This window comes from Paenibacillus piri, assembly GCF_004354045.1.
GTDB lineage: Bacteria > Bacillota > Bacilli > Paenibacillales > NBRC-103111 > Paenibacillus_S > Paenibacillus_S piri.
Window position 1 is genome coordinate 312398 of the sequence record NZ_SMRT01000006.1, and the last position, 24384, is coordinate 336781.

Consider the following 24384-nt stretch of genomic DNA (forward strand, 5'->3'; position numbering starts at 1 on the left):
CACTCCGTGGGCAGGGCTACTTCTTCTCCGCCAGCCATCCGGCCAACGCGTCGATTTCCTCGGGCTTCAGCTTGCCGCCGAACCCGGGCATGCCGTTGCCGCCGCCCGTAACCTGCTTCGTGATCTGCTCTCGGGTCATTTGACCGCCGACCTTCTGAAGGTTGGTCTTCGGCCCGACCTTTCCTTCAAGGCCGCTGCCGTGACAGGAGAGGCAGTTATTTTTGTACAACGATTGCACCTGCTCGGGAGCGCTGGCCAGCACATCCGTCTGCCCGCCGTTGCTCTTGCCGCCGAACGGCTCGCCGGCATTAGGCTTGGACGTACCGCAGCCGGACAACGCTGCAGCAAGCAGCGCCGCGGCAAGCAGCGTGACGATTTTACCGTGATTCATTTCGCTACACCTCCTTGGTCGTCCGACTTCGAGTTCCATCTGCGGATCATCCAGGCGAGGGCGATCATGCTCAAGCCGCCGAAGCCGCCGAGCAATAGCGACGCGAAGCCCAGGTACCATACCGCAACGACGGTAGTGAGCAGAAACAGCCATAAGCTCATATAAATAAGCGGCTTTCCGAGCCACATGGCGAACAGCGCGTATGCGACGGCCAAAACGTATGAGCGCAGCAGCGGCGCAAAGAACGGGTCCACTGCCTGTACATACTGGAGCACGCTAACGGCTCCGACGATCATGAGCAGCGGCAGCGCCGCTTTACCGCCCTGATCGGCGAGCCGCTGCCAGCGGCCCGTGCGGAAGCTGCCGGCAAGTGCGGCCAGGCTGGCTGCACAGGCAATCCAGGTCGTCAGCTGCTGCCAAAGACCGACATCCTGCCATTGGCCGAAAAAGCCGATGCATGAAGAAAGCACCCACTGGGTGCCCCATATATAAAGAAATACAATGTAAGGAAGACCCCAACCGATATGATCGTGTCGCTGTACAAGCTCTTGACCTGATACTTGCCCGGCTTTCATGCCGATACCACCTCGTTCGCCAAAATACCGCACATCGTTTGTCACTTGGTAGCGTAGCATTTTTAAGCGGGGGAAGTCAAACTTCGACACGGTCAATGCCGATCCGTCACCGGCGCAAACCGGTGCTTCTTGGCATAATCGCGCGGGGACAAGCCGGTCACCTTTTTGAAAATGCGGCTGAAATAAAACTCATCCGTGTAACCTACGCTGCCTGCGATCGATTTCAAACGGTAATCCGACAGGACGAGCAGATCCTTGGCCCGGTCTACGCGCAGATGCGTCAAGTAGTCAATCGGGCTGTAGCCGATATATTTTTTGAACAGTCGGGAATAGTGGCTCACGCTCAGTCCCGCTTGCTGGGCGAGTCCTTCGAGGGTCAGAGGCTCTTGGTAGTGGCCGATCATATAATCCTGCGTCGACTCGATCGCCGCCGTCGTATCGCCGGCAATTTTTTGCGCCCGGAAATCTTGAATCAGCGTCATGAAAAATTCCAGCAGCAATATTTTGCGCCGCATCACGGTCATATGGCCTCTACGCTTCCACAGCACATTCAGCTGCTCGAACAAATAGATCAGCCGGGGTGTGTTCGTGATGGTGTACATGCCTTCGAGCGGGAACGGCGATTCCGCCGCGCTGCGGTAAACCCACTGTTCCTTCTCTTCGAAAGTTTCCGTATAATGAAAACGGAGGAAGTAATATTCGAGAGGCTGATCGGGATCGGTCTCACGCTCCACGACCATCCCCGGACTGAAGCAGAAAAACTTCCCGGGCTCGGCCGGATAGCGCGTTCCGTTCAAGGTAAATGTGCCCTTGCCTTTGATCACAAGCCAGATCGAATGATGTTTAATCGCTCTCGGGGGCTGACGCCACGCGGAATCGCACTTTTGATGACCGACCAGCAGGATGGATATTACCAAGCGGTTCAATCTTGCCGCCAGCTCGCCTGGAGTTAACATGGGCCTCGCTCCTCGCAGGTTAATGTTCATTTATTTTATCATAGGCACGAATAAGTTTGAACGACCCGGAGAGGGATTATGATAGCTCAAGAGGAGAAGTTATGAATACGACGACGACACAAAAGCAATTTTTTTCCGAGCAGCTGCTAGCCTGGTACCGCCGGCACCGCCGCGACCTGCCGTGGCGCCGCAGCCGCAATCCGTACTACATATGGATATCCGAGGTGATGCTGCAGCAAACCCGTGTCGATACGGTCATTCCGTATTTCCACCGGTTTATCGAGCGTTTCCCAACCATGCAATCGTTAGCCGAGGCGCCGGAGGAGGAGGTGCTGAAGTTGTGGGAAGGACTCGGCTACTATTCGCGGGCCCGTAATCTGCAGGGGGCTGTACGCGAGGTGCAGGAACGTTATGGCGGCACGGTGCCCGATACGAAAGAGGAGATTTCCACGTTGAAAGGCGTCGGTCCCTATACGTCCGGAGCGATCCTCAGCATCGCTTACAACAAGCCCGAGCCCGCCGTGGACGGCAATGTGATGCGCGTGCTGTCGCGCTACTTTCTCATCGAGGAAGATATTATGAAGCCCGCGACGCGAAGCTTGATGGAAAAGCTGGCCAAGGAGCTTATCCCCGGCGGTGCGGCCGGCGATTTCAACCAGGGGCTGATGGAGCTTGGAGCGATGGTATGCACGCCGCGTTCGCCGCACTGCCTGACCTGTCCGGTGATGGAACACTGCTCGGCGAGAGACGCCAGGATGGAAGAGGCGCTGCCCGTGAAGAAAAAGGCGAAGCCGCCGCGCCCGGAATACCGGATTGCGGCCATTGTCGAAGGCAGCGGCGTTCACGCCGGCAAGGTGCTGATCCGCCAGCGCCCGCAGGAAGGGCTGCTGGCCCGCATGTGGGAGCTTCCGCATGTCGAGGTGCCGTTCGCTTACGCGGCGGCTGCCGATGGCAAAGACGGATCCATAGCGATACCGCCGTCGATAAGCTTGCTGACGGATCGGCTTGCGGAGGAAACGATAGGTGTGCGCCCGGAACGCAGGTTTATGCGCACCGAGCACACATTCAGCCATATTCATTGGGATATGGAGGTCGTGATTTGCAGTCTTGAGCCATCGGTATTGCCTGCGGCATCCGGCATGCTCATGCCTTCGCATTATGAATGGGTCGATTCCTCGGTGATGGGGCAGTATGCATTTCCTAACGTGTTTTTGAAGCTGCTGAACCGTTATTTTCAGAAGTAATAGCTAGGAGGCAGGAGTGGGGAACAGCTTTCTCAAAGCTTCCATGTTGTGGACGTAAATCATTTTTTTATGAATCGAAATAATTTGATCCTCCTGCAGCTCTTGGAGCACCTTGGTTACAGATTCCCGGACGGTTCCCGCCAGGTTGGCCAGCTGCTGGTGGGTCAGCTTCATGTTGATCATCAGCTGGCCCTGCTTCATTACGCCGTGCTCTACGGCAAGCCGGTGAACAACCTTGATGATTCGCATCCGGACATCCAGAAAGGTCAGATCGTAAATCTGCTCGTTCGCTTTGCGCAGCCGTTCCATCGTTACTTCGAGCAGGCGCAAGCTCAGCTTTGGCGTTCGTTCCAGAAATTGGTAAAACTCGGAGCGCATCAGCGTGTAGATCGTGCTCGTTTCCAACGTTTCGGCGGTGGCCGAGCGGGTCAATCCTTTTTGAATCATCGACATCTCCCCGAAAAAATCGCCTTCACGGAACAGCGCGAGTATGATTTCCTTGGAGTAATCGATCCGGTAAATTTTGACGACGCCGGATTGAATCAAATAAAACTCATCCCCCAGGTCCGCCTCGAAAAATAAAATCGTGCCTTTTTTGTAAGTGCGTTCCACAAACAGCGGGGCAATGGTTTCCAGCTCGCTTGCCGATAAATCTTGAAAAATCGGGACATTTTGCAGCAGTGGTACAATGTTTCGCATGGAGCTTCATCTCTTTTCCGGACTTAGTGAACCAGTGCATCTTCCCCGATGCTGAAAATCATGATGTGCAGGTGTTTGGATAAATCGATTTCCTCCGGATGTTTGAGGTCCTCGCCATGCTCATCGGTCAAAATCCGAACCACGGGACGCTGCTTGAGTGTAGGGTTGATTTTGGATACGATGCCGCACTGGCCCGTGCTGAGACGAACGCTGAGGCCAACCGGATAAATCGCCACCTTATTTCGGAAAAATTCCACCTTACTCTTATCATACAACGTACCGGCTCCCGTGAAAAGAATCTCTAGCGCATGATCGGGCGGCAATGAAGGACGGTAAGGCCGCGGATTCGTCATGGCGTCGTAAGCGTCCAGCAATCCTACCCATTGCGCGAACGGATGAACGCCGGTTCCCGACAGCCGGTGCGGGTAGCCGGTGCCGTCTATTTTCTCGTGATGCTGCAGCGCACAGTGGGCTGCGAGCAGCGGAATACCGGGCGTTTCCTTGAGCAGCTGGAAGCCGTATTCGGTATGCTTTTGAATTTCCGCATATTCGATTGGCGTCAGCGCCGTCGCTTTGAGCAGCAGCTCCTGGGGCACCTGCGTATTGCCGACGTCGTGGAACATCGCGCCGAGGCTGAGCGCCTCCAAATCTTCGCGGCTGTATCCTTCGATCATTCCGATTCGAGTGGCATAGACGCATACGTTAAGCGCATTTTGGTAAAAATGCTCGAAGATCGAGAAGGTGCTGCGGTTCATCTGCATCAGCATGATGGTGTCGTCCGTAGGCCGAATGTGCAGGTGCAAATCGTCCTTCACCTGACTGATGCACTGCATGGCCGTCTTGAATAACGTATGGCGATCGCCGGCCGTCAGCGCTCTCGAATTTTGCAGCGTCTGGAACGTACGAATCAGCTGCGAGCGGACAACGGCTCTCGTTTCCTCGCGAAGCGCATCGGCGATATAGATGTCATCTGTTCGTTGATCCGCGATATAGAGCTGCTGGAAGCCCATTTGCTTTAACTTGTTTATAAGTCCTTGCGTCAGCTCTACCTGAAAACCAAGCAGCGTATGGCCTTCATCCGAAATAATAGGCTTTCCGAGCTTCATGCCCGGCCGTATCATGGACATTGGAATTAGTCTCATAGAACCAAACCACCTTCTGAAATAACTGGTTATTATGCCTTACAACTGAGTCTTTAGTCGTGTAAGCATAGGTAACATTATCTCACGATGCAGGACTTTTTTTCTGTGAGCTGTGATACAAAAATCGCGAAAAAGAGACTGATTTCGGCAAAAAAATTAAATTATAGGCAAATTTATAAAGTTTTAGGCAAGGATAAACGGCTCCGCCGTCCTTAAAGGACAGGCGCGTTTGTCAAGGTTGTGCGAAGCAAAGTCTAAAACTTATACTTTCAACCAAGGGTAAACGGCTTCGTCAGTCCTTAGAGGACGAGCGCGTTTATCAAGGTTGTGCGAAGCAAATCAACCAAAAAAAGGCTCCGGAATCGGTTGATTCCGGAGTCTTGTTGGTAAGCGATCGATTATTTGCCTGCAGCAGCGCTGTAACGCTTGCCGACTTCAGCCCAGTTCACAACGTTCCAGAACGCCGCAATGTAATCAGGGCGTTTGTTTTGATATTTCAAATAGTAAGCATGCTCCCATACGTCCATCCCAAGGATCGGCGTGTTGCCTTCCATGATCGGGTTGTCTTGGTTGGGCATGCTGCTGACAACCAATTTGCCTTGCGGAGTAACGGAGAGCCAAGCCCAGCCGCTTCCGAAACGGGTAGTGCCCGCTTTAGCGAAATCTTCTTTGAACTTGTCGAAGCCGCCAAGCTCGTTATTGATAGCGTCAGCCAACGCGCCGGATGGTGCGCCGCCGCCGTTAGGTCCGATGACTTCCCAGAACAAGGAGTGGTTAGCGTGTCCGCCACCGTTGTTACGAACTGCCGTACGAATGCTTTCAGGTACGCTGTTAAGATCTGCGATCAAAGCTTCGATGCTTTTGGATTGAAGATCCGCATGACCTTCAAGAGCCGCATTCAAGTTGGTCACATATGTGTTGTGGTGACGATCGTGGTGGATCATCATCGTTGTTTCGTCGATGTGCGGTTCCAAAGCGTTGTTTGCATAAGGCAGAGCTGGTAATTGATGTGCCATTCGTAAATACCTCCTAATGGATATGTAATTGCCAATTATTATTATCCTCTAATTTCGATATAAAATCAACATCTATGTATAAAAAGTGTGGGCTTATCGTTGGTGCAGTCTTTCTCACGTTGATTCGACGCCCGGTTTAAACGCCTCCTTAGGAAATAGTAGAGCTGTCCAGCCATCTATAGTAAAATATCACAACCGCGTTATTTTTATGCAAAGCCTCTGTTTAATAATGAATGAAAACGCTTCCTATACAGCGCTTTCATGAGCATTTAAAATTTTTGTTAAGAAAATTACAGTTTTTTTGGTAAATAAGCAGGAATTTTGCGATTTTTGTCGTAATTTATTCATTAAACACAAAAATTTAGCGCGGGGAGAATCCTGAAGATGCTTGTTCGTTCCTTCCAACTATCCGACTATGTTTCCGTTACGGAGCTATTCAACGATGTACTGTCAGAGGCTTGTTACGAAGAAACTATGGAGGCTTTTGCCCGTCAACTATCCTGGGATAGCGAGCTTGTGCTTGTCGCTGTCGAAAACGAACAAATTGTGGGCGTTATCGTAGGAACGATCGATAACCACAATGGTTACTACTACCGCATTGCTGTCACTCAACCATTTCAACGCCGCGGGATCGGCAAAGCGTTGATCGAATCGTTGAAGCAGCGGTTCCTAAAGAGAAACGTACACCGCATTTTGGTAAGGGTGGATGTACATAACGAAATGATTTTACCGGTTTACGAGTCGGCTGGATACCAAGCTACCGATTTTTCGCGTACGGCCCAACGCCTGAGTATCGTAAACGGCTAAACGGCTGTCGTAAGCCAATACGCAATAGGTTGCTTCAACCAGCATAGCCGCTCGCACGCGCAGAGGCTGTGCTTTTTTTGTTATGTTAGGAATGGATGCAAATTCATTTCCAATGTGAATGGAGCTTTGGGGAATCGGTTCTATTTGCCGGGGATAGGCGGCTCTTGAAAGCCGCCCGACATAAGTTTATGCTATAAGGATAAAATTCTTTTTGGAGCCTTAAGCAGAGTGGGGTCCTGGCTGCCGCATGTTAAAATAGAAGGGTTTGGACCGTATGCCGACTTTTTCTTCCTATATTATAAAAAGCTTTAAGCATGACGGGCATTTGCATCGGATGTGGCTGGAAAATGCGCTCGTACCCGATTCGCTGCTGCATGAATCGCACCGGTCGGAGGCCATGCGGGTGTTCATCAACTCCCAGACCAAAATTGTCGAAGCGGACGGGAAAGAATGGATCAGCCGCATTCCGGGCGTCTCCTTTTTCATCCCGAAGCAATGGTTTAATGTTGTTGCGCTGCTTGAGGATTCCGGCGTGCGTTATTACTGCAATATCGCATCCCCTCCTTATATTACCGGCAATGTTTTGACGTATATCGACTACGATCTGGATGTCATTCGTACAGCGGACGGGGATGTGCATGTGGTGGATCAGGAAGAATATGAACGACACAAGCAAAGCTACCATTATCCGGGGATCGTGGACAGCAAGGTGAAGCAGGGGCTTCGGGATTTGTTGAAAAGGATCGATAAAGGCCAGGCGCCCTTTCATGACGATCAGGTGCGCTGCTATTACCGCGAATGGGAAAAGTGGAAAGGTCAAGGAACGGAGGCATAGCATGAGTTTCTTTTCTCCGAAGAAGCCGGACGTCCAATTGACCGGGGAAGCATTGCCCGAAGAAAATGCCTCCGGTTTTTTGGCGGAAGTATGGGACTGGATGAAATCCATTGTGATCGCGCTGCTCATTGTCGTACTCGTTCATCAATACGGGTTCCATCTCTCTACCGTGAAAGGCGCGTCCATGCAGCCTACGCTGGAAGAAGGGGAATGGCTGTTCATTAATAAAACGATTCGGTTTACAGGGACGCCTAAGCGTGGGGATATCATCGTGGTTAAGGAGCCGGAAGGCATTGATTCGGATCATCCTTACTTGGTAAAGCGGGTCGTTGCGGTAGCCGGTGATGAGGTGACGATCCGGCAAGGCAAGCTGTATGTCAATGGGGATGAGGTGCGTGAGGTATATACCGACTCGCCGATCGAGGACGGCCGCTTCGATCCTTATACCGTACAGCAGGATTGCCTGTTCGTCATGGGGGATAACCGCCACCGTCATGCCAGCTATGACAGCCGCAGCTTCGGCGCCATTTCCATCGATCAGGTGGAAGGCAGGGCGGATTTGATCGTGTGGCCTTTAAAGAAAATAAGATGGCTGTAAAACGAGGTGAGATATGCGATGCCATGTACTTCAACAGACTGGAACGATATCGATTGGTATCAGTTGAAGGGAGAGCTGAAGAACGCCGCCGCGGAGCTGGGGATAGATAAAATCGGGATCGCAAGCGCCGAGCCTTTTGTCGAGCTGAAGCAAATATTGGTTCGCCACCGCGAGCTGGGCTATGAATCGGGCTTTGAGGAGCCTGATCTGGATAAACGGACGAATCCGGCGCTCAGCTTGTCCGAGCCGAAATCGATCATCTCGATAGCCGTCGCGTATCCGTCCAAGCTTAACGACGCACCGCGCTCCGAGAAGGGCGCATACAGGGGCATTTTATCGCGTTCCGCGTGGGGAATGGATTACCATCATGTGCTCAGGAATAGGCTCCAGCGGCTGGAGGCATGGATCCGCGAGCGGCTGCCGGAAGCGCGTATGGAGAGCATGGTCGACACCGGCTCGCTGTCCGACCGGGCGGTGGCCGAACGTGCGGGCATCGGCTGGATCGGCAGTAACTGCTCCGTGATTACGCCCGAGTTCGGGTCGTGGGTCTACTTGGGCGAGATGATTACGAATCTCCCGCTGCCGCCCGATACGCCCGTTACGGAAAGCTGCGGCGATTGCACGCTTTGTATCGACGCTTGTCCTACAGGGGCGCTGGTCGGTCCCGGCCAGCTCAATGCTCAGCGCTGCATTTCGTTCGTTACGCAAACCAAGGGGCATATCGAGGACGATTCATTGAAGCAAAAAATCGGCAACAGGCTGTACGGCTGCGACACATGCCAAATTGTATGCCCCAAAAACAAAGGGAAAAATTGGACGCATCATGAGGAGCTTCAGCCGGATCCCGAACAGGCCAAGCCGCTGCTGCTGCCGCTGCTTCATATGAGCAACCGCGAGTTTAAGGAGCGGTTCGGCACGAGCGCCGCCGCCTGGCGCGGCAAGAAGCCGATTCAGCGCAATGCGGTGCTGGCGCTCGGCCATTTCCGCGATCAAAGCGCGGTGCCGGCACTCATTGAGCTGCTGGAGCGGGACGAGCGGCCGGAAATCCGCTCCGCGTCGGCCTGGGCGCTTGGCAGAATCGGAGGCAGCCAAGCCGCGGAGGTATTAAGCAGGGGGCTGACGGCGGAGCAGGATGAAATCGTACGCAAGGAGATGAAGAAGGCTTATGACGCATGTGAGCTGCATGGAGATTGACTCGCCCATCGGGCCTCTGGTGCTTGGAGCGGCGGACGGCAAGCTGTGCCGGGTTGAATTCGGAACGTGGGCCGCTGCGGCACCGAAGCTGCAAAAGTGGTCGGAACGTTGGCTCCAGACCGGGCTGTGGCGGCCCGAGGAAACCGGGGCGTTAGCGGAAGCGGCTGACCAGCTAAGGCACTACTTTGCCGGCCGGCGAACCGGCTTCGAGCTGCCGCTCGATATGCGGGGAACCGCCTTCCAGCAGAAGGTATGGCAGGCGCTGTGCCGGATTCCTTATGGCGCGGTATGCTCCTACAAGGATATCGGCGAAGCGATCGGCTCCGCCAAAGCCGTACGCGCCGTTGGCGGAGCGAACAACCGCAATCCGATTCCGGTTATCGTCCCCTGCCACCGGGTTATCGGCGCCGGCGGCGCATTGGTCGGCTATGGCGGCGGGCTGGACGTGAAAACACGGCTGCTGCGGCTGGAAGGATGGTCTCCGGATTAAGCGGGATGCCGCTAGTCCGGAAGACACGCCTCCATGCATAGCGGCGCAAGCCGCATTGATGACGGAATAGGACTTGAGAGACTTGCTCTTCTCCCGACAGACCGATTAATCTGGATATACAACATTCTCGCCGCTTCGGGCAGCGGCAGCTTCGAACGAACACTTGCGAGGAGAGAATTCCGATGAAATACATACATATTGATCATGTCGAGCAAGGGCAGCATTTGGGGAAAACGATCTTTTCCGGAAACGGCGCCATATTGCTGTCGGAAGGGGTTCAGTTAACGGTTTATATGATCACGACATTAAAGCGCATCGGCGTCACCATGGTCTATATCAAGGATCCTTTATTCGAAGATATTGAAATCGTTGACATTGTATCCGAGGAGACGAAGCGCGCCGTGATCCAGCGCATGGGGGAAACGTTCGATTCGATCCGCTCGGGAAAAGATTTCAACACCCGCGCGTTCAACGGCAGCATAGACAATTTGCTGGATGAAATCATGCGCAATAAGGACGTATTGGTTCAACTGTCCGACATTCGGACGAAGGATAATGAAATGTACGTTCATGCCCTTAATGTCAGCATGATGGCGGTGATGATCGGCATTCAGCTGGATCTTCCCGCGACCCAGCTGCGCGAGCTGGCGATAGGGGCGATGCTGCACGATATCGGCAAAGTAGAGAAAATTACGGACGATGAGGCGGGGGATAGCAAGCTGCATCATACGTGGCGTGGGTTTGAGGTGTTGAAAAATAAACGCGAGCTCAGCCTGCTGATCGCCCACGTTGCCTTCCAGCATCACGAGCGGGTGGACGGCAGCGGAACGCCGAGACAGATGCAGGGCGAGCAAATTCATCTGTACGCCAAAATTACCGCCGTCGCCAACACATACGACAATCTGTTATTTGACGAGTCGCTGGGCCGGCGGATGCTGCCGCATGAAGCTTGCGAGCATATGACCGCATTGGCGGACACGCATTTGGACCGCGAGATTGTAATCCATTTCCTGCGCACCGTATCGATCTATCCGACCGGGGCGTCGGTTCGCTTGTCGACGAAGGAAACCGGCGTCGTCGTAGGACAGCACAAGGGGCTCCCGGGCCGGCCGGTCGTCAGGGTCGTCAAAGCGGAGTCCGGTACCGATCTGGAAGTGGCCGAGATCGATCTGGCCAAGCGGACGACCGTGTTTATCGATAGCGTGCTGGCCTGATCGAATAAGCTTATTAGCGATTATATAGGCGCAAGCGCCGGTTTTGGCAAAAGTCTGCATTTGTGTGCAGACTTGCGATTTGCTATGATGTTGTAATGATAACTTACGGGATGAGGTGGATAGCATACGATGTGGTGGAACTACGCGATTCCGATCGTAACGCTGCTTGTCGGTGCCGTTGGCGGTTTTTTTGCCGGCGTGTATTATTTGCGCAGGCAGCTTGAGCGCATGCAGAGCGATCCTGCCATGCTGCAGGAAATGGCCAAAAAAATGGGCTACAACATGAATAAGCAGCAGTTGAACAAAGCGCAGCAAATGATGAAGAAACAAAAATTCCGTCCGTAATGCCGGCGTTCCGTTCCCGAGAAGTCCGGTGAATATGAACGGAGTGGGGAGTGGGCGGAATCATTCCGGAGAAGCGTCGGTATAAGTTTACGAGCTAACTTTCCTATCAGAAAGTTCAGCGTACGCTTACGAAGTCAGTTTCGCTAAGGCGAAACTAAGTAAATGCTTACGAAGCTAACTTTCCTAACGGAAAGTTCAGCGTACGCTTACGAAGTCAGTTTCGCTAAGGCGAAACTTGGAGGAGGTAAAACCATGCCAGCAAAAGAATACAAAAATACCCGTGTCGATGAAAATCGCAAACTTATCGAAGGACATGTCCGCGAAATTTTACGCCTGATCGGCGAGGACGTTGACCGGGAAGGCTTGTTGGATACGCCGGCCAGAGTGACCCGGATGTATGAAGAAATTTTTGCGGGCTACGAAGCAGACTACAAAGACATACTGGGCGTAGCGTTCGATGAAAAGCACGAAGAGCTTGTAATCGTCAAAGATATTGTCTACTACAGCCAGTGTGAGCATCATATGGCTCCATTTTTCGGAAAGATTCATATCGGCTATATTCCGAGCGGCAAAATAGCCGGACTCAGCAAGTTTGCACGGCTCGTTGAAGCGGTGACCCGCAAGCTGCAGGTGCAGGAACGGATTACTTCGGAGCTTGCGGACATTATCGAGCAGGAGCTGACTCCGCACGGCTGCATGGTCGTCGTTGAAGGCGAGCATTTGTGCATGTGCGCGCGCGGAGTGAAAAAGCCGGGCAGCAAAACCGTTACATCGGCCGTACGCGGCTTGTTCCGAACGGATGCGGCGTCCCGATCCGAGTTTTTGTCGCTCGTTAAAGGTTGATACTATACACCACGCTGCCGATATCCCGTCGCCAGCAGGCTCAACGATTCACGGATTTACACACATCATGGAGGAATCAGCAGCGGCTGTGGCAAGCACCCGTTCACGTGGGTTTCAGTGATTTATGCGCTTAATTAGTGAACTCGTTCAGCTTTGCTGAACATCGGGGAATCAGATGGGACTCTACCACACCTGATTCAAGGCCCACCTTAGAGGCGGGGGTCTTAACCCGATAAAGTCGTAATCGGATAAACGGATTAACTAATTTTATTGGGCGGCAGAGGGGCATTTTTCTTGAAAAGGAAGATGTCCTTTTGCTATTTTTTATGCTGCATTGCGACCTCACAATCGGTATATTCGCAGCTTGGCGCGGGGAGCATCAACTAAAATAACCTCCCCGACCTGTGGCAGGCGGGAAGGTTATGAGGCACTTGCTGTGCCAATTAAGGTCGCTCAGTTCGTTGGTGCCATCCGCGGCGGGCCGGAAGTGATCCCGGCGGACAAACCGTTCAGGAAGCCCATCGTCATGGTCAAGTAATCTTTTTTGTTGCCTTTAAAAATAAGCTCGTGCTTCTCCTTGGTCAGCAGCCATAGCTGGGAGCCGGAGTTATCAGACTGATTGCGGAATATATCCTGCGCCATTTCGAATGGGGCGCGCTCGTCATTTTTGCTGTGGATGAAAAAGATCGGCACGGAGTACTTGGCTTCCTTCACCTTGTCGTACGGAATCTGATTCAAGCTCACACCGTTGATTAGCGGGAAGAACAGGTGGACGAGCGGCTGGGACGGGAATTTCGGCAAATTGGCGACCTGCTTCATATTATGGTACAGCGTATCCGGCTCAAGAATAAACGTGCTGTCCAATATCATGCCATCGATATCCTTCGTTTGCAACGCGGCCTGCAGTGCAGTTCCGGCTCCCATCGAGAAGCCCCAGATGAAAACGCCGCCGGAACCTTTTTGCCTGGCGTATTGGACGGCGCCCAGAAGCTCCTGCGATTCGCGTATGCCGCCGGTGACGCTCTCCTTAGGTTGAACATAGCCGTAATCGAACATCAGAACATTGTAGTTTTGCTTATGCAGTTCTTTGGCCAGGCTGTAAATAGGAACCCAGATTTCTTCGCGGTTGCCGCCATAGCCGTGGGAAAATATGACTGTTTTGCTCGTCTCGGGCAGCCGTTCGGCGGGGACGAACCAGCCGGACAAGTTGGAGCCGCCGTTCAAGCTGGGAAACTGAATATTTTCATATGGCGCGCCGATCGACAGCTCTGGATTGGAGCGGAGCGGATCGATGTGCGGACGGGCCAGCGTCCAAGCAATATAGGCATGAAAGCCCAAAATCAGACTGAACAAGAGCAGTAAAGCCGACAGTAAAATGACCAGCAGCTGTCGAAGTCTGCGGCGGGCAACGGAGGGCCGCGAGATAGCGTTTTCAATTTGAGCTTGAGCAGTATTGAGCGGGACGGAAGTGAGCGGTTCGGTTTCCATCTTGATCCCTCCTAAATTCTAAGATGTCATATGATGTCGGATTGGGGCGATTATTAAAAAAATTGTCGACGGTATGACGGTAAAGCTTCTTATATTTCTATAGTACGGCGCGGACGGGAGATGCGTCAATCGGGCGGAGGAAAATGTAAACTGGCTGTAATCAACCTGTAACAGAAGACGTTTCAAATAGGCATAAGCTGGGTATTCAGGAAACGGTTCGTTGCTTTTTCGCCGGACCATGCAGACGCTTGTAATTAATGAAGGGGGTAAAATAATATACTTTACGGTACTATTCGTATGAGTTATACTATATGTAACTGAGTTTCATCAAGTGAAACTGAATCCGGAGGAATTAGCGATGGAAGATGGCAAGCTGACTGTGCGCGCGGTCGAACGCGCTTTAGATATTTTGCTTTGTTTTACCGATTCCTCGGATTTGAGCTTAACCGAAATCGCGGCGCGGGTTTCCCTGCATAAGAGCACGGTGCACCGGCTGCTGGCTTCGCTGGAGGGGAAAGGGTTCGTCCTGCGGGATGCGGCGTCCGACAAGTACCGGCTTGGCTTCCGTATTTGGGAGCTGTCAGCCAATCTGACCCATGATGACGACCCGGCGCTTATTTTACTGCCGGATATGGAGCGTCTGCGCGACGAGCTCGACGAGACGATCAGCCTGTATGTGCGCGACGGTATGGAGCGCGTCCGCGTGCAGGCGGTGCAGAGCAACCAGGCGATCCGCCGCGTTGCACCGATCGGGGCGAGAATGCCGCTGTATGTCGGCGCTTCGAGCAAGATCCTGGTCGCCTTCGCCGAGCAGGCGGTGCAGGAAGCGCTTATGGGCCCGGACTGGCCGACGGGCCTGGACCGCAGCGCATTTCTGCAGCAGCTCGCCGAGGCGAAGACGCTCGGCTACGCGACGAGCGTCGAGGAGCGGGAGCCCGGCGCCGCAGCCGTAGCGGTGCCGATCATGAACGGCGCGCACCGGCTGGTCGCCGCGCTGGCCGTAAGCGGCCCCTCCAACCGGCTGACGTTGGAGAAGATGAAGGAGCATGCGCCGATCTTGATGGAGGCGGCCCGCCGCATGGGCAAGATGCTGCTGAAATAACAAAAAAGCATGACCGCACCCTGACTATCGACGGATGCGGCCATGCTTTTTTCTTTAAAGATTTTAACGGGGGGGCTAAATTAAGCCATAATTTGACGCAATACGGTTTGCAGAATACCGCCGTTCCGGTAGTAATCCACATCGACCATGCTGTCCAGACGAACGATCGCTTCGAACTGGAAGCTGCTTCCGTCTCCGCGGGTAGCTGTAACGGTCACTCTTTGGCCCGGTTGAACATCGTTCGTCAAGCCGGTAATATCGAATGTTTCCGTTCCGGTAATGCCGAGCGTTTTCCAGCCGGTACCGTCCACGAATTGAAGCGGCAGAACGCCCATGCCGACCAGGTTGGAACGGTGAATCCGCTCGAAGCTTTCCGCGATAACGGCTTTAACGCCAAGCAGGAACGTGCCTTTTGCCGCCCAGTCGCGGGAGCTTCCTGTACCGTACTCTTTGCCTGCGATAACGATCAGGTTCGTGTTTTGCGCTTGATACTTCATGGATGCGTCGTAGATGGACTCGACTTCGCCCGTAGGCAAGTAAGTCGTTACGCCGCCTTCCGTGCCGGGAGCCACTTGATTGCGGATGCGGATATTCGCGAACGTACCGCGCATCATCACATCATGGTTGCCGCGGCGGGAACCGTAGGAGTTAAAGTCCTCTTTTTTCACGCCGTGCTCGATCAGGAACTTGCCGGCAGGGCTGTCGACTTTAATATTGCCCGCAGGGGAAATATGGTCGGTTGTTACGGAATCGCCGAGCAGAGCCAAAGCTCTTGCACCGCGGATGTCGGCCATATCGGCAACGCCTGCGCCAAGGTTTTCAAAGAACGGCGGGTTGGCGATGTAAGTGGATTTTTCATCCCACTCGTACAGCTCGCCTTCCGGCACGTCGATCGCATTCCAGCGTTCGTTGGCACGGAACACGTTAGCGTATTTCGCGCGGTAAATCTCAGGGCCCATCGCCGTTGCGATCGCTTCTTGAATTTCCGCGTTTGAAGGCCAGATGTCTTTCAGGTAAACCGGCTGATTCGATTGATCGTAGCCGATCGGATCGTTAGCCAGATCGATGTTAACCGTACCTGCCAAAGCGTAAGCGACAACAAGCGGCGGGGAAGCCAGGTAGTTGGCTTTAACTTGAGCATGGACGCGGCCTTCAAAGTTCCGGTTGCCGGACAATACGGCAGCAACGGTCATATCGTTGTCGGCAATCGCCTGACCGATTTCATCAGGCAGCGGACCGGAGTTGCCGATACAGGTAGCGCAGCCGTAACCTGCGACGTGGAAGCCCAATGCTTCAAGCGATTCCAGCAGGTTCGCGTTTTTCAGGTAGTCCGTAACGACCAGCGATCCCGGAGTCAAGCTGCTTTTTACATAGGCCGGTTTTCTCAAGCCGCGGGCTACCGCTTTTTTCGCGACCAGGCCGGCGCCGAGCATAACGCTTGGGTTGGATGTGTTCGTACAGCTGGTGATAGCCGCGATGACAACCGCGCCTGTGCCCATTTTGCTCACGTCGCCGTTCGGATGCTTCACTTCGACCGTTTCGGCGATTTTGTCTTCGCTTAAGCCATAGCCGCCTTTTTCGATTGGCGTACGGATGATCGTATTGAACGACTCCTTCATGGAGGTCAGCTCAACGCGGTCTTGCGGACGCTTCGGACCGGCCAAGCTAGGAACGACAGCGGACAAGTCAAGCTCGATCACATCGCTGAATACCGGATCCGGCGTAGCGTCCGTACGGAACATGCCTTGCGCTTTATAGTAAGCTTCGACAAGCGCGATTTGCTCTTCATCGCGGCCTGTGCCGCGCAGGTAGTTCAACGACTCCGTGTCAACCGGGAAGAAGCCGATCGTTGCGCCGTATTCCGGAGCCATGTTGGCCACAGTCGCACGGTCAGCCAGACTGATGTTGCTCAAGCCGGGACCGTAAAATTCGACGAACTTGCCGACAACGCCTTTTTTGCGAAGCATTTGAGTAACGGTCAGCGCCAGGTCGGTAGCGGTGGAGCCTTCAGGAAGCGTACCCGTCAGCTTGAAGCCGATAACTTCAGGCATTACGAAATAGAGCGGTTGACCGAGCATGCCGGCTTCCGCCTCGATACCGCCAACTCCCCAGCCGACGACGCCAAGACCGTTGATCATCGTAGTATGGGAATCGGTACCGACCAAAGAATCCGGATAAACGACCGTGTCGCCGTCTACAACCTTTGTAGCGGCAACGGATGCCAAATACTCCAGGTTGACCTGGTGAACGATACCGGTAGCGGGTGGTACGGCACGGAAATTGTCGAACGCCGTTTGGGCCCAACGGAGGAAACGGTAACGCTCTTCGTTGCGCTCAAATTCATAATTCATGTTTGTCGCCAATGCGTCAGGGGAACCGAAAGCGTCGACCATAACCGAGTGGTCGATAACGAGATCCACCGGTACGAGCGGATTGATCCGTTTCGGATCGCCGCCGGAGCGCTTCATTGTATCTCTCATGGCAGCAAGGTCGACAACGACAGGCACGCCTGTGAAGTCCTGCAGCACGATACGTGCAGGGATAAAAGGAATCTCCTTGTCGTCGCGCTCTTTTGCCCAATTAGCCAGTTGTTTGACATGCTCGGAAGTGATCGCTCTGCCGTCAAATTGACGGACAGCCGCCTCCAGGAGCACTTTAATGGAAAAAGGCAGCGCCGAAATATTGCCGAGGCCCTGCGTCTCCAGTCCGGGCAAGCTGTAATAGTGGTACGTTTTACCGCTAACGTCCAGCGATTTGCGAACGGAGTACTGATCTTTGTTAGCCATCGTTTTTTTTCCTCCTCAAAAAATGGATTTAACTATGAAATGCGTATTGTTTCACAGAGTGAAACGCGATTTCAAAATTACCATACACTAAGTATACATCCTGCCGAACGCTTCGTAAAGGTTAAATTCAATCATTTTTGCCCGCAAAACTTCATATATTGGATTAATCGTCGAACGCTGTACAGGGCCGGAGAACCGGTCGTATACGTATGCCATTCACCCAAAACGGGGAGGAAACACACATGTCATGGAAACCGACACTCTATGATTATGTACACCACAAAAATCAGATGGACATGGATTATTCCGTCGAGCCATTGCTGCCTTTCGTCACGGATACGCAGTATTTGCAAAACGAAATTAAACGGTTAGCCCGTACAGCACACTCGGACCAGGACCGCCGTTATTCCCCGGTAAAAAATGAAACCAGACTTTCCATATTGCAGGCGACCGGTTTGCCGAACGGGCAAATTGCCGCAGACATCCGTCTTAAGCGGTATACGGTCGGCGTCATCGGCCATACCGAGCTGGAGGAGCAGCGTGTGTCGTCCGAACGGGTTGAACTGCAAAATAACGGAGGCAAGTGGCAGATCACTTCAATCCGGCAGCTTGACGCAGAGCGGAGCTCCGCCGTCCCGGCTTACCCGCCGGCTGCAGCGGGAGAGGATGCCTATTACCCCGACTACGGGACGCATTCCCCGTCGCTTCCTTATCTGAACTATACGATTTTGCCCTATTTGGATACCGCCGGAAGAAAAGTCGGCTATGACCGGGTCAAAGCCGTCGAATACGCCGAAGCCTGGTGGGATAGTGCCAATCCGGCTTACATTGAATTTGAAGTGGACTGCAGCAACTATGTATCCCAGTGCCTCTTTGCAGGCGGGGCGCCAATGAACTATACTGGAAAAAGGAATTCCGGCTGGTGGTACAAGGGCAAGTATAACGGACAGGAGTTGTGGAGCTACAGCTGGGCTGTCGCGCATAGTCTGCAAACGCATATGATGAACAGCCGCTTCGGTCTGCAGGCCGAGGCTGTAGAGCAAGCCGATCAGCTTGAGCTTGGCGATGTCATCGGCTACGACTGGGACGGCAGCGGCAGGTTCGGGCACAGCACGGTTGTGACGGCCAAGGATGCGAACGGTATGCCGCTTGTCAACGCGCATACAATCAGCAGCCAGCACCGTTATTGGAGCTACAAGGATTCGCATGCATGGACGGAGCGGACGCAATATCGGTTTCTACATATTCACGACGTGCTCTAGTCCGGGGCTCACGATGCAAGTATTCTTCCGATTCTCACAGATTATGCTTCATTCTAATTATTTCTTAACATGATACGGATTCGGGATTCCGCTATTATACGCATAACATTAATTTCGGAGGTCATTCAATGAACCGCAAAATTCGCATCGGCTTAATTTATGGCGGGAAATCCGGGGAGCACGAAGTTTCGCTGCAAACCGCTAAGGCTGTAATCAAAGCTTTTGACTTGAGCAAATACGAAATCATACCTTTCTATATTACCAAGCAAGGCGATTGGCGCTCCGGTCTGCAGCTGCAAGGGCCCGTGGACAACGTCGTCGAGCTGATGTTCGAGGGCGAGCAGCAGAACGAATCGTTCGCGCTGCAGCCTTTCTTCAACTCACTCCAGCTTGCAGATTCCCCCAACCCGGCCGCTGCGGGTTCGGATACGGAGCAGATCGATGTCGTGTTTCCGCTGCTGCACGGTACCTTTGGCGAGGACGGCACCATTCAGGGGCTGCTGGAAATGGCCAATATCGCTTACGTGGGGGCGGGAGTTTTGGCGTCTTCCGTCGGGATGGACAAAGTCATGATGAAAAAAATATTTGCTCAGGAAGGCTTGCCGCAATGCGTGTTCCGGCATTTCACCCGGACGCAGTGGGAAAAGGATCAAGCTTTTTTTCTTATGGAGGTCGAAGTGTCGATCGGTTATCCGTGCTTCGTAAAGCCGGCTAATCTGGGCTCCAGCGTAGGTATCAGCAAAGCCGCAAACCGGGAAGAACTGATTGAAGCCATTCAAGCGGCGTTCCAGTACGACCGGAAAGTTATAATTGAGGAAAATATTAACGCGCGCGAGGTGGAGGTAGCGGTGCTCGGCAATGACGAGGCGGAAGCCTCCGTCGTGGGCGAAGTCGTTTCCTCCAATGAATTTTACGATTATAAAGCGAAATATATCGACGGCAAATCGTCGATGATCATTCCGGCGGAAATTCCGCAGGAGCTGTCCGATCAGATCCGCGAAATGGCGGTCCGCGCTTTCCAGGCGATTGACGGCTCCGGCTTGTCCCGCGTCGATTTCTTTTTGCGCAAGGAAGACAGCAAAATTTTTATTAATGAAATCAACACGATGCCGGGCTTTACGCCTTACAGCATGTATCCTTTACTATGGAAAGAAACCGGCAAGCCGTACCGCGAGCTGTTGGATAGCCTGATCACGCTTGCGATCAAGCGCCATGCCGACAAGCAGCGGCTGCAGTACTCTTTCGATGCATAAGGTCCGACGTTTATAGGCGGAACGCGGCGGCTTGCGAACTTGTTCCGCATCACGTATGCTTAATTAATAGGAAATAACCGCAGCGTCGTTAGAGAGGAGGCTTCTTTATGGGGTTTCAAACCGAATTTAATTCCGTGTGCAAGTTCAAATCCGAGCAGGAGCTGTACGAGCTGCTGGAATACGGCCGGGGCAAAATGGTGAAAAAGGGCTTCCGCGTATTCCCTACGGGCGAAATGGTCATTGCTTACACACCGGAAAATAAAGCGATTGCCATCGTCAAAATCGTCGCATCGATCGCCGAAATCAATTTTCAGGGCGAAGAAGTGACCCAGGTCGAGATGGAGCTGGTGCGCAGGCTGACGGAAGAGGAGTCGCGCATTCAAACGGCGTTGGCGCATGAAATGTTTTTCGGTCTGAAGCGATCCTAGGTCATTGCCGTAAACCGTAAGTAAAGCAAGCGAGAAGACATCTTTCCTTGTACAGCAGCAGGGGAGGATGTTTTCTTTTTTTTGGACAACCTATGGTCAAATCAAGGATAAGGGAGTGTGAGCCGAATCGATGATTGTGCGGCTTGGTTATGTGGCGATGTCCACGCTGGTCAGCAATGCGTCTCCTTCCAAAACAATGACGGCGACGAGCTTCGCCAAGCTTGAAGACCGGGAGGCAGCGGTTCGCAAGCTGGAGCGGATCGCTGCCGAAAATGTTCATAATACGCTGCGTCTCTTGAAGCATAATCGCGCTTACGACATTCAACTGTACCGCTGCTCCTCAAGACTCATCCCGCTGCTCGGACATGAGCTGCTGAACGGGTGGGACCCGATGCCCGCACTGAAGGAGAGCTTCGCCGAGCTGGGCGGATACGCCCGCGAGCATCGAATGCGGCTCAGCTTTCATCCCGATCATTTTACCGTGCTCAATACGCCGCGGGACGAGGTGCTGCGCAATTCGATTCTCGATTTGGAGCGGCATACCGCGATGCTGGAGGCGATGGGGCTCGATGAATCGGCCAAATGCAATATCCACATCGGCGGCACCTACGGCAGCAAGCAGACGGCCGGACGACGGTTCGTGGAGCGTTTCCTGGCCTTGCCGGAGCGGCTGCGCAGCAGGTTGACGCTGGAGAACGATGACAAAACGTTCAACGCATCGGAAACACTGCACATTTGCGAAGAAGTGGGAGCGCCCATGGTGCTCGACGTTCATCATCATAACGTGAATCATCCGGATACGGAGGCAGGGGAGAATGCGGCCGCCTTATGGCCGCGGATTTTGCGAACTTGGGAAGGGCAGCATGAGCAGGGTATGGAGGATAAGGATAAGGCGTTGCCGCCGAAAATCCACGTGTCGAGCCCGAAAAGCGATAAAGAGGTGCGCAGTCACGCCGATTATATCGACGCCACCGAGCTGCTGCGGTTTTTGAAAAATATTGTGGCAATAACGCCAAGACTCGACATTATGATCGAAGCGAAAAAGAAAGATGAAGCGCTGCTCAAGCTGATGGACGATATCCGCGGCGAAGCGGGCGTCCGCTTATTGGGACAAGCTTCGTTCGAGCTTTGAGGACAATATTTTCTTGGCTTGAAAATTTCGGAAAAATGGGGTACTTTGAGTAAGGGCGGAAGGCTTGGCCTCATTTTTATATTGGGAAGGGGATTTTTTCATGAGCCAATTGTTAGCCGGTAAAAATATACTTGTCATGGGCGTTGCCAACGATCGCAGTATCGCATGGGCTATCGCTCAATCCTTGGCGGCACAGGGTGCGCGCCTTGCTTTTACATTCGAAAACGAACGGGTTGAGGAGCGGGTCCGCAAGCTGGCCGACACAATTCCGAATTCAATCATTTTACCGTGCAATGTGACGGTGGATGAAGAAATTGAAACGCTCGCCGGTGCGGTTAGAGAGCATTTCGGCGTGCTGCACGGGCTTGTACATAGCATTGCTTTTGCCAAAACCGAGGAGCTGGAGGGGCTGTTCGTCGATACTTCACGCGGCGGCTTTGCATTGGCTCAAGATATTAGCGCTTATTCCCTCGTTGCCGTGGCCCAAAGACTATACCCGCTGATGACTGAAGGCGGAAGCATCATGACGATGACCTATCTCGGCGCAGAGCGCGCAATGAAAAACTACAACGTCATGGGTGTAGCCAAGGCAGCTCTGGAAGCAAGCGTCCGTTATTTGGCGAATGATCTGGGGCAGTTTAATGTGCGTGTCAACGCGGTTTCCGCAGGCCCGATCCGTACTCTGGCTGCCAAAGGGATCAAAGATTTTAATTCGATCTTGCGCACGGTCGAGGAGAAAGCGCCGCTTCGCCGCACGACGGAGGTTGCTGAGGTCGGCGATACGGCGATGTTCCTGATGAGCCATTTATCGAGGGGCATTACCGGTGAAGTGATTTATGTCGATAACGGGTATCATATTGTAGGCGTCTAGAACCACTGAATAACATTCATCCGGGTTTAACGGGTGGATGTTTTTTCTTTTGTATTAAACCCTAATTTTTTTTGGGTGAAACGCTGTAGCTTTTGAAACGTATATTCAATATACTGAGGTTAGTTAAAAAGATTCATATTATTGAAGGAAAAAGGACTGATTGCAGTGTCTAACCAGAACAATCCATCCTTTACTGTCGGCAGCAAAAGCTTCACGGCAGTAGCTATAAATACGGCATCGAAAGCAGGCGAGTGGATCCAGAGTAAGTTGGGGGATTTTAACAGCTTACATACGAAGTATTCGTCTCAGGATCTTGTAACTGAAATCGATAAAGGCGCCGAAAAAATGATTCGCAATTTGATTCAGACCCATTTTCCGCATCATTCGATTCTTGGCGAAGAAGGGGTCGAGCCCGGTCCGGCCGCTTCCAGCAAGGCTCTGGAGGCGATCAAGGATGCCGAGTATTTGTGGATCGTCGATCCATTGGACGGTACGACGAATTTTGTGCACGGATTTCCTTTTTTCAGCGTATCGATCGCTTTGGCCTACAAAGGCGAGGTCATCGTCGGCGTCGTGTACAATCCGATGTCTAACGAGCTTTTCGTAGCGGAGAAAGGCAAGGGCGCGTATGTCAAAGGCAAGCCGATGAACGTGTCCAAAGAGGCCAAGCTTATCGATAGTCTCATCGCAACAGGGCTGCCTGCCGATCGCAACGGTGCGCTTCCGGTTAATTTGCAAGGCTTGAATGCTTTGTGTCCCAAGGTGCGGAATATTCGCGTGGCCGGTTCGGCAGCGCTTCATTTGGCTTATGTTGCCGCGGGCCGGCTGAGCGGGTTTTGGGAGATCGGCTTGAACGCCTGGGATATTGCGGCCGGCGCTCTGCTTGTAGAGGAATCCGGCGGTAAGGTGACAGATACGGAAGGCAACCCTTACACATTAAGCGTCCGCAATATCGCCGCATCCAACGGGCATATTCACAAAGAATTTCTGAGCGAGCTCGACGCTGCCTCCGCAGTTGCAATTCAGGTATAAAATGAACGGCATAGCTTTATTCTGCAGCCTCTGCCTCCGACTTGTAATAGAGTTGGAGCGGAGGTTGTTATTTTTTATGAAAACGGGTATAGTATAAAAGGTCTCAGGGCGGAAGGGAAAAAATTCATTTGCGAAAACCTTGCAATTCGAATTTATCCGTGCTATATTGTTCTTCCGGCCCAAAAGGGCGCGGTAAGCATTGAAGAATGAAAAGCAGCTTTTGAAAAAAAGTTCTTGCAATTCGATAGACGAATGTGGTATATTATAAAGGTCGCCGCTAAACAAGGTATCATAAGTGAGGTGGCGTGAAAAGCCAGCAACAATGCGGCTTGGACGCAATAATTGCCCTTTGAAAACTGAACAACGAGTGAGTGTTAAAAAAAGAGAATGCAAATTCTCGCTAGCATTACTTTTGAGCTTAAGACAAGCTTTTTTACATCCCCTCAGTAATGTGGGGCCCCCGAAAAGTAATCGGAATTCTCTACGGAGGTTCGCTTCACTTTTTGGGGTATCGTGGAGAGTTTGATCCTGGCTCAGGACGAACGCTGGCGGCGTGCCTAATACATGCAAGTCGAGCGGACTGTTCCTTCGGGGACAGTTAGCGGCGGACGGGTGAGTAACACGTAGGCAACCTGCCTGTAAGACCGGGATAACTATCGGAAACGATAGCTAAGAGCGGAT

At 52.9% G+C, this 24384-nt stretch carries 24 protein-coding genes and 1 rRNA gene; 17 read left to right on the top strand and 8 right to left on the bottom strand.

Annotation, left to right across the window (positions count from 1 at the left end; genetic code table 11):
- Window positions 1–16 precede the first annotated feature (16 nt).
- The 3 genes from E1757_RS15530 to E1757_RS15540 all read right to left on the bottom strand — a co-directional run bounded on the left by E1757_RS15530 (window position 17) and on the right by E1757_RS15540 (window position 1922).
- Window positions 17–391 (bottom strand): c-type cytochrome, encoded by a 375-nt coding sequence (locus tag E1757_RS15530; protein ID WP_133229606.1) that lies wholly within the window; start codon window positions 389–391, stop codon window positions 17–19.
- Window positions 388–966, bottom strand: coding sequence for a hypothetical protein (locus tag E1757_RS15535; RefSeq protein ID WP_133229608.1), 579 nt, complete (start codon window positions 964–966; stop codon window positions 388–390). Before E1757_RS15535 ends, E1757_RS15530 begins: the two co-directional genes overlap by 4 nt.
- Window positions 967–1058: 92 nt before the next feature.
- A complete protein-coding gene (locus E1757_RS15540) occupies window positions 1059–1922 on the bottom strand; it encodes an AraC family transcriptional regulator (RefSeq protein WP_133229610.1) in 864 nt (287 codons plus the stop codon).
- A gap of 101 nt (window positions 1923–2023) precedes the next feature.
- Here E1757_RS15540 and mutY point away from each other — a divergent pair, with 101 nt between their 5' ends.
- Window positions 2024–3166, top strand: coding sequence for an A/G-specific adenine glycosylase (mutY, locus tag E1757_RS15545; RefSeq protein ID WP_133229612.1), 1143 nt, complete (start codon window positions 2024–2026; stop codon window positions 3164–3166).
- 3 nt (window positions 3167–3169) lie between these two features.
- Here the strand turns inward: mutY and E1757_RS15550 are convergent, their stop codons facing one another.
- The 3 genes from E1757_RS15550 to E1757_RS15560 form a co-directional block, all read right to left on the bottom strand.
- Complete coding sequence (locus E1757_RS15550) at window positions 3170–3865, bottom strand: Crp/Fnr family transcriptional regulator (RefSeq protein ID WP_133229614.1); 696 nt, start codon at window positions 3863–3865, stop codon at window positions 3170–3172.
- Window positions 3866–3888: 23 nt separating this feature from the next.
- The gene (locus E1757_RS15555; protein ID WP_133229616.1) at window positions 3889–5007 is read right to left on the bottom strand and encodes an HD-GYP domain-containing protein; all 1119 of its coding nucleotides are present in this window, start codon (window positions 5005–5007) and stop codon (window positions 3889–3891) included.
- 398 nt (window positions 5008–5405) lie between these two features.
- Window positions 5406–6023 (bottom strand): superoxide dismutase, encoded by a 618-nt coding sequence (locus E1757_RS15560; protein ID WP_133229618.1) that lies wholly within the window; start codon window positions 6021–6023, stop codon window positions 5406–5408.
- Between the two features lie 384 nt (window positions 6024–6407).
- On the opposite strand from E1757_RS15560, the gene E1757_RS15565 reads away from it, so the two are divergent.
- From E1757_RS15565 to folE, 8 genes are all read left to right on the top strand, one after another.
- Complete coding sequence (locus tag E1757_RS15565) at window positions 6408–6830, top strand: GNAT family N-acetyltransferase (protein WP_133229620.1); 423 nt, start codon at window positions 6408–6410, stop codon at window positions 6828–6830.
- Between the two features lie 274 nt (window positions 6831–7104).
- On the top strand, window positions 7105–7665 hold the full coding sequence (locus E1757_RS15570; protein ID WP_133229622.1) for a DUF402 domain-containing protein: 561 nt from the start codon (window positions 7105–7107) through the stop codon (window positions 7663–7665).
- Between the two features lies 1 nt (window position 7666).
- Window positions 7667–8263, top strand: coding sequence for a signal peptidase I (gene lepB / locus E1757_RS15575; RefSeq protein ID WP_133229624.1), 597 nt, complete (start codon window positions 7667–7669; stop codon window positions 8261–8263).
- 18 nt (window positions 8264–8281) lie between these two features.
- Window positions 8282–9457 (top strand): tRNA epoxyqueuosine(34) reductase QueG, encoded by a 1176-nt coding sequence (gene queG / locus E1757_RS15580; RefSeq protein ID WP_133229626.1) that lies wholly within the window; start codon window positions 8282–8284, stop codon window positions 9455–9457.
- A complete protein-coding gene (locus E1757_RS15585; RefSeq protein ID WP_133229628.1) occupies window positions 9429–9947 on the top strand; it encodes a methylated-DNA--[protein]-cysteine S-methyltransferase in 519 nt (172 codons plus the stop codon). Before queG ends, E1757_RS15585 begins: the two co-directional genes overlap by 29 nt.
- 182 nt (window positions 9948–10129) lie before the next feature.
- Window positions 10130–11161: an HD-GYP domain-containing protein gene (locus E1757_RS15590; protein WP_133229630.1), complete on the top strand. Its 1032-nt coding sequence runs from the start codon at window positions 10130–10132 to the stop codon at window positions 11159–11161.
- A 129-nt stretch (window positions 11162–11290) separates the two neighbouring features.
- A complete protein-coding gene (locus E1757_RS15595) occupies window positions 11291–11506 on the top strand; it encodes a YneF family protein (RefSeq protein WP_133229632.1) in 216 nt (71 codons plus the stop codon).
- Window positions 11507–11758: 252 nt separating this feature from the next.
- Entirely contained in the window at window positions 11759–12349 is a 591-nt protein-coding gene (folE, locus tag E1757_RS15600) for a GTP cyclohydrolase I FolE (RefSeq protein WP_133229634.1), read from the top strand.
- A 453-nt stretch (window positions 12350–12802) separates the two neighbouring features.
- On the opposite strand, the gene E1757_RS15605 is transcribed toward folE, so the two are convergent.
- Window positions 12803–13837, bottom strand: a complete 1035-nt coding sequence (locus E1757_RS15605) for an alpha/beta hydrolase (protein WP_133229636.1) — start codon at window positions 13835–13837, stop codon at window positions 12803–12805.
- Window positions 13838–14195: 358 nt separating this feature from the next.
- Here E1757_RS15605 and E1757_RS15610 point away from each other — a divergent pair, with 358 nt between their 5' ends.
- Window positions 14196–14939 carry an IclR family transcriptional regulator gene (locus tag E1757_RS15610; protein ID WP_133229714.1) on the top strand — a complete coding sequence of 248 codons (744 nt, stop codon included), beginning with the start codon at window positions 14196–14198 and terminating at the stop codon, window positions 14937–14939.
- Window positions 14940–15019: 80 nt separating this feature from the next.
- Here E1757_RS15610 and acnA read toward each other — a convergent pair whose 3' ends face one another.
- On the bottom strand, window positions 15020–17725 hold the full coding sequence (acnA, locus tag E1757_RS15615) for an aconitate hydratase AcnA (RefSeq protein WP_133229638.1): 2706 nt from the start codon (window positions 17723–17725) through the stop codon (window positions 15020–15022).
- Window positions 17726–17967: 242 nt separating this feature from the next.
- Between acnA and E1757_RS15620 the strand changes: the two genes are divergently transcribed.
- The 7 genes from E1757_RS15620 to E1757_RS15650 form a co-directional block, all read left to right on the top strand.
- Complete coding sequence (locus tag E1757_RS15620) at window positions 17968–18987, top strand: amidase domain-containing protein (RefSeq protein ID WP_133229640.1); 1020 nt, start codon at window positions 17968–17970, stop codon at window positions 18985–18987.
- A gap of 128 nt (window positions 18988–19115) precedes the next feature.
- A complete protein-coding gene (locus tag E1757_RS15625) occupies window positions 19116–20240 on the top strand; it encodes a D-alanine--D-alanine ligase (protein WP_133229642.1) in 1125 nt (374 codons plus the stop codon).
- A gap of 107 nt (window positions 20241–20347) precedes the next feature.
- Complete coding sequence (locus E1757_RS15630) at window positions 20348–20668, top strand: hypothetical protein (RefSeq protein WP_133229644.1); 321 nt, start codon at window positions 20348–20350, stop codon at window positions 20666–20668.
- Window positions 20669–20798: 130 nt separating this feature from the next.
- Window positions 20799–21800, top strand: a complete 1002-nt coding sequence (gene uvsE / locus E1757_RS15635) for a UV DNA damage repair endonuclease UvsE (RefSeq protein WP_133229646.1) — start codon at window positions 20799–20801, stop codon at window positions 21798–21800.
- 100 nt (window positions 21801–21900) lie between these two features.
- Window positions 21901–22671, top strand: coding sequence for an enoyl-ACP reductase FabI (fabI, locus tag E1757_RS15640; protein WP_133229648.1), 771 nt, complete (start codon window positions 21901–21903; stop codon window positions 22669–22671).
- A gap of 165 nt (window positions 22672–22836) precedes the next feature.
- Window positions 22837–23703: an inositol monophosphatase family protein gene (locus E1757_RS15645; RefSeq protein WP_133229650.1), complete on the top strand. Its 867-nt coding sequence runs from the start codon at window positions 22837–22839 to the stop codon at window positions 23701–23703.
- A gap of 510 nt (window positions 23704–24213) precedes the next feature.
- Window positions 24214–24384: ribosomal RNA gene (locus E1757_RS15650) — 16S ribosomal RNA — on the top strand; the annotation flags it as partial.

Bases quoted from the DNA above. Each gene is read 5' to 3' on its own strand.
- E1757_RS15530 (WP_133229606.1), bottom strand. From the start codon at position 391: ATGAATCACGGTAAAATCGTCACGCTGCTTGCCGCGGCGCTGCTTGCT.
- E1757_RS15535 (WP_133229608.1), bottom strand. From the start codon at position 966: ATGAAAGCCGGGCAAGTATCAGGTCAAGAGCTTGTACAGCGACACGAT.
- E1757_RS15540 (WP_133229610.1), bottom strand. From the start codon at position 1,922: ATGTTAACTCCAGGCGAGCTGGCGGCAAGATTGAACCGCTTGGTAATA.
- mutY (WP_133229612.1), top strand. From the start codon at position 2,024: ATGAATACGACGACGACACAAAAGCAATTTTTTTCCGAGCAGCTGCTA.
- E1757_RS15550 (WP_133229614.1), bottom strand. From the start codon at position 3,865: ATGCGAAACATTGTACCACTGCTGCAAAATGTCCCGATTTTTCAAGAT.
- E1757_RS15555 (WP_133229616.1), bottom strand. From the start codon at position 5,007: ATGAGACTAATTCCAATGTCCATGATACGGCCGGGCATGAAGCTCGGA.
- E1757_RS15560 (WP_133229618.1), bottom strand. From the start codon at position 6,023: ATGGCACATCAATTACCAGCTCTGCCTTATGCAAACAACGCTTTGGAA.
- E1757_RS15565 (WP_133229620.1), top strand. From the start codon at position 6,408: ATGCTTGTTCGTTCCTTCCAACTATCCGACTATGTTTCCGTTACGGAG.
- E1757_RS15570 (WP_133229622.1), top strand. From the start codon at position 7,105: ATGCCGACTTTTTCTTCCTATATTATAAAAAGCTTTAAGCATGACGGG.
- lepB (WP_133229624.1), top strand. From the start codon at position 7,667: ATGAGTTTCTTTTCTCCGAAGAAGCCGGACGTCCAATTGACCGGGGAA.
- queG (WP_133229626.1), top strand. From the start codon at position 8,282: ATGCCATGTACTTCAACAGACTGGAACGATATCGATTGGTATCAGTTG.
- E1757_RS15585 (WP_133229628.1), top strand. From the start codon at position 9,429: ATGACGCATGTGAGCTGCATGGAGATTGACTCGCCCATCGGGCCTCTG.
- E1757_RS15590 (WP_133229630.1), top strand. From the start codon at position 10,130: ATGAAATACATACATATTGATCATGTCGAGCAAGGGCAGCATTTGGGG.
- E1757_RS15595 (WP_133229632.1), top strand. From the start codon at position 11,291: ATGTGGTGGAACTACGCGATTCCGATCGTAACGCTGCTTGTCGGTGCC.
- folE (WP_133229634.1), top strand. From the start codon at position 11,759: ATGCCAGCAAAAGAATACAAAAATACCCGTGTCGATGAAAATCGCAAA.
- E1757_RS15605 (WP_133229636.1), bottom strand. From the start codon at position 13,837: ATGGAAACCGAACCGCTCACTTCCGTCCCGCTCAATACTGCTCAAGCT.
- E1757_RS15610 (WP_133229714.1), top strand. From the start codon at position 14,196: ATGGAAGATGGCAAGCTGACTGTGCGCGCGGTCGAACGCGCTTTAGAT.
- acnA (WP_133229638.1), bottom strand. From the start codon at position 17,725: ATGGCTAACAAAGATCAGTACTCCGTTCGCAAATCGCTGGACGTTAGC.
- E1757_RS15620 (WP_133229640.1), top strand. From the start codon at position 17,968: ATGTCATGGAAACCGACACTCTATGATTATGTACACCACAAAAATCAG.
- E1757_RS15625 (WP_133229642.1), top strand. From the start codon at position 19,116: ATGAACCGCAAAATTCGCATCGGCTTAATTTATGGCGGGAAATCCGGG.
- E1757_RS15630 (WP_133229644.1), top strand. From the start codon at position 20,348: ATGGGGTTTCAAACCGAATTTAATTCCGTGTGCAAGTTCAAATCCGAG.
- uvsE (WP_133229646.1), top strand. From the start codon at position 20,799: ATGATTGTGCGGCTTGGTTATGTGGCGATGTCCACGCTGGTCAGCAAT.
- fabI (WP_133229648.1), top strand. From the start codon at position 21,901: ATGAGCCAATTGTTAGCCGGTAAAAATATACTTGTCATGGGCGTTGCC.